Raw genomic sequence first — 3,702 nt, 5'->3', positions numbered from 1 at the left:
CCTTTCTGGGCCATGCTCCTCCTCATTATTTCAGAGCTTGTCGAGCCAGGCGAGCACGCTTGCATCGCGTTTCCAGGATGGTTTGCCGCCAGGTGTGGTCGGAGCGGCGACCTGTTCCAGGGCTTTCCGCTTCGTTTCCAGATTGGCCCTGGCATAGTGGTTGGTTGTATCGAGGCTCACATGGCCGAGCCAGCTGCGTATGATTGTAACGTCGACGCCCGCCGAGATGAGATGCACGGCGGTGGCGTGGCGGAAGGCATGTGGCGTCACATGCTTGGCACATAGCGTTGGCATGGTTTCGGCCGCAGACCTCACGTAGGCAGCAAGCTTGAACCGAACCCCCGAGGCACTGAGGGGTTCGCCATAGCGGTTGACGAACAGCCGCTGGTCAGGCGCCCGTGGCTGCCGCTCGAGCAGTTTGCGCAACAGCAGGACCGTTTCCGGCCATAGCGGGCAGATGCGTTCCTTCCGCCCCTTGCCGGTCAGACGCACGCAGCTCGGGCTTTCGAACCGGATCGCCTCGGGGCATAGATCTAGCGCTTCCTGTATCCGTGCGCCGCTGTTGTAGAGGAACGAGAACAGCGCATGGTCGCGCGCACCCTCAACGGTCGAACGGTCTGGCTGAGCGAGGATCGCCGTCACTTCCGCCGGATCCAGATAGCTCGGCGCCGACACGGGAGCACGCTTGATCGGGATATGGAGGATTTCGACGCATTGGGCGATCGACGCGGGATCCTTGGTGGCCACGAAGTGGAAGAAGCTGCGGATCGCGGCAAGCCGGCAGTTGCGCGTGCCGATTGTGCCGCCGCGTTCATGTTCGGCGTGGCTGAGGAACGCAATGACGGCGCTGGCGGTCAGATCGGCCAGCGTGATAACCACCACCTTCTTTCCTGCACGCTGTGCGACGAACCGCAGCAACAGCCGCCAGGTGTCACGGTATGAGCGAACCGTATGGATGGACGCGTTGCGCTGCTCGACCAGCCATTCGTAGAAGAACGCGCGCAACAGTTTCGGGAACGGGTCGGCTTTGCTCATGGCTGCGCCTCCCGCCCCAGGCTGAGGCATTGTGCGCCCATCGTGCGGAACCGCTCGTTGGCGAGGTGCAGCAACTCCTGCGTGACCGTAATGTAGACCAGCGTGGAGTTGATATCCCGATGGCCGAGGTAAGTCGCAAGGAACGGCAAGCGCTCCTGCGGATTGATGCCCGTTCGGTACCATTCGAGGATTCTGTTCACGACCATCGAGTGGCGCAGGTCATGCACGCGCGGGCCTGCTTTTCCTCGCAATGGTTTCAACCCGGCGCGGCGTATGACGTCGGAGAGCAACCAGGTGATCATTTCCGGGGTGTAATGGCCGTCGCCTCGCTCGTGCCAGAACAGACCCGACCGTGCGTCCTGTGATCCACCGGCACGCCGGCGCGCATCGATGTAGGCCCGAAGCTCGACTACAACGCTGCCCGGTAGTGGCAAAATGCGGGTCTTGAAGAACTTGGTCTGCCGGATGGTAATGCTACCCGCGTGCAGGTCAACATCACCAAGATCTAGACGGGCAAGCTCACCGCGCCGCAAGCCCGCGCAATAGGCGAGGAGCAGCATGGTGTACATGCTCTGTGGGCGAAGTGGTGCCTGCGGCGACGGGTAGTTACGTGCGATCTCGAGCATCCGCCGAACGTCGGCAGGCGAGTAGATATGAGGCGTTCGCCATTGCTTGGAGGCCTCCTTCCTCGGTCTCGGGTCAGGTCGGCGCATGGGTATCGACGGGTCGCGGTGACGCAGGATTTTCGCAAAGACGCGCGCGAGCTTTTCGCATTCCTCAGCGTGATGAAGCGTGCCATTCGTTGCTGCCCATCGATCCATCATGAAGCTCAGCGGCTCGGCTTCCGGTCCCGGATGCAACTGGAGGAACCGGTCGAACCGCAAAAGCAACTGGGGCTGCGATGTGTATTTGTATCCTCTGCGCCGCATCATCGCGACATGCTCGGCCATTATTTCGCCCAGCACGCTTCCGAACGGTCTGGGCTGGCGGAGTTCGGCAAGTGCCTCTTGCGGATTCCGCGACGCCAATGCCCGCCAGATCGGCATGCACTGCTTGATATTGCACTCATCGCGCAGAGCGGCGACGGGATTGCGTTGGATCGCGCCGATTTTCGCCAGGCGTTCGAGGAACCGGTCAACGATGCGGGTGCGGTGCAAGAGCGTGGACGGCGCTCGACGAACGGCCGATTCTCGTAGCCAGGCCAGCAGCACTTCCTGATCCAGTGCCTCGTAACGTTCAGCGACATCCTGCAAGCCATGCAAGACCTGGGCATAACCGGCTCGGCTTTTCGTGCTGCGCAGATCAAGGCTCGCGACATAGCGGCCAATGATCGCTCGGTCGGGATCGGGCCAGCGTGCGGTCATGCCACCAACTCCATTCCCGGCACGTCTAGCGCGATGGCCCTGAGGTCTTCGGTAGCAAGTTTGAGATAGGGAGCCGTCGATCCTGTCGAACGATGTCCCAGCACGTCGCCGATAACCTTTTGAGGCACCGCGGCGCGCAGCATTTCGACCGCGCGCGCATGACGGAAGATGTGGGGGCCGCACTTACCAGGCGGTTGAACGCCAGCGTCACGGAGCCGCCGCCGAACCATGCTGTATAGCTTATCGAGCTTTCGGTAGGGCGCGCGTGTACGAACGAAGATCTCCCTGGCATCGGTCGAGGGGCGCCCGGATCGCAGATAGGCGAGCACCGCTTCGCCGACCGGCTCAAGAAGGGGCAGGAATGTGCTGGCTCGCGTCTTGTGGTGACGCACATGGATGGCTTCCGTTCGCCAGTCGATGTCCTCGATCCGGAGATGGCGGATTTCACCTGACCGCAGACCATAGGCTGCGAGGAGTTGCAGGATCGCATAATCCCGCAACCCCGCCGGTGACTTGTCCTTCTCGGCACTCTCCAGAACGGCGATGATCTGCCCACGGCTCAGGACCGAAGGTACGCCTTCATATGCATAAAGCGTCGGCGCCAGCACATGCCCTGACAGATCCGTCGTAACGCGACCTGTGATATGGAGGTAGCGCAGCAACGAGCGAAGCCGCTCTGCCACAGACTTCAGCGAACAGCGCGTCAGTTTCGGCGCGCGCAAATCCATATAACGGTCAACGTCAGTGACGCTCAGATCCGCCAAGCCGTCGTTTCCGCAATCGATCTGCCAAGCCAGGAAGTTCCGGGCTTCCCACATCAGCGCTGCGACGCTCGCGCAAGCCATCCCGCGTTCCTCACGCAGCCAGATTTCGTATTCGTCGCAGATTGAAAATCGGACCTCATCGGCCTCACAGGCTGGCTTGATGGCTGGCGGCCATTGGCCGTGAACAAGCCGCATCAGTGCGTGAATTCCGGAGCGTGGGACCTCGTGCCAGCGCGCACTGGGACGTCGACCACGCTGCTTTTCGAACTGGACGATTGCGTGCCGCAGATATCGTTCCACATGCACGTCGATCACGCCCGTGACGGGGATACCCCGCTGCTCCAGATAATCGAGAAATCCAGAAGCGTAGGCGCAGTAATTCCTCGCCACCACCGGGCTGTATCGCTGACCGATAAGCGACGACTTAAGTGTGGCGATTAGTTCGTGATGTTTATCCGACATTGGCGGCTCCTCTGCTGGTCTATTGACCCGCAGAGGTTCGGCGCCAAATAATGCGAAGCAAGTCGATCCGAAAACAA

At 61.2% G+C, this 3,702-nt stretch carries 3 protein-coding genes; all 3 read right to left on the bottom strand.

The features are described from left to right. Nucleotides 1–30: 30 nt before the first annotated feature. The 3 genes from AX685_RS12105 to AX685_RS12095 are packed head-to-tail and all read right to left on the bottom strand — an operon-like array spanning nucleotide 31 to nucleotide 3,625. Nucleotides 31–1,035, bottom strand: coding sequence for a tyrosine-type recombinase/integrase (locus tag AX685_RS12105; RefSeq protein WP_066489027.1), 1,005 nt, complete (start codon nucleotides 1,033–1,035; stop codon nucleotides 31–33). After that, a complete protein-coding gene (locus tag AX685_RS12100) occupies nucleotides 1,032–2,399 on the bottom strand; it encodes a tyrosine-type recombinase/integrase (protein WP_066489024.1) in 1,368 nt (455 codons plus the stop codon). Before AX685_RS12100 ends, AX685_RS12105 begins: the two co-directional genes overlap by 4 nt. Continuing rightward, nucleotides 2,396–3,625 (bottom strand): site-specific integrase, encoded by a 1,230-nt coding sequence (locus AX685_RS12095; RefSeq protein WP_066489022.1) that lies wholly within the window; start codon nucleotides 3,623–3,625, stop codon nucleotides 2,396–2,398. Before AX685_RS12095 ends, AX685_RS12100 begins: the two co-directional genes overlap by 4 nt. Nucleotides 3,626–3,702 lie beyond the last annotated feature (77 nt).

This window comes from Sphingomonas sp. CCH9-F2, from assembly GCF_001556735.1.
Taxonomy (GTDB): Bacteria; Pseudomonadota; Alphaproteobacteria; order Sphingomonadales; family Sphingomonadaceae; genus Sphingomonas; species Sphingomonas ginsenosidimutans.
This window is presented reverse-complemented; position numbering and strand designations above follow the sequence as displayed.

Bases quoted from the DNA above. Each gene is read 5' to 3' on its own strand.
- AX685_RS12105 (WP_066489027.1), bottom strand. From the start codon at position 1,035: ATGAGCAAAGCCGACCCGTTCCCGAAACTGTTGCGCGCGTTCTTCTAC.
- AX685_RS12100 (WP_066489024.1), bottom strand. From the start codon at position 2,399: ATGACCGCACGCTGGCCCGATCCCGACCGAGCGATCATTGGCCGCTAT.
- AX685_RS12095 (WP_066489022.1), bottom strand. From the start codon at position 3,625: ATGTCGGATAAACATCACGAACTAATCGCCACACTTAAGTCGTCGCTT.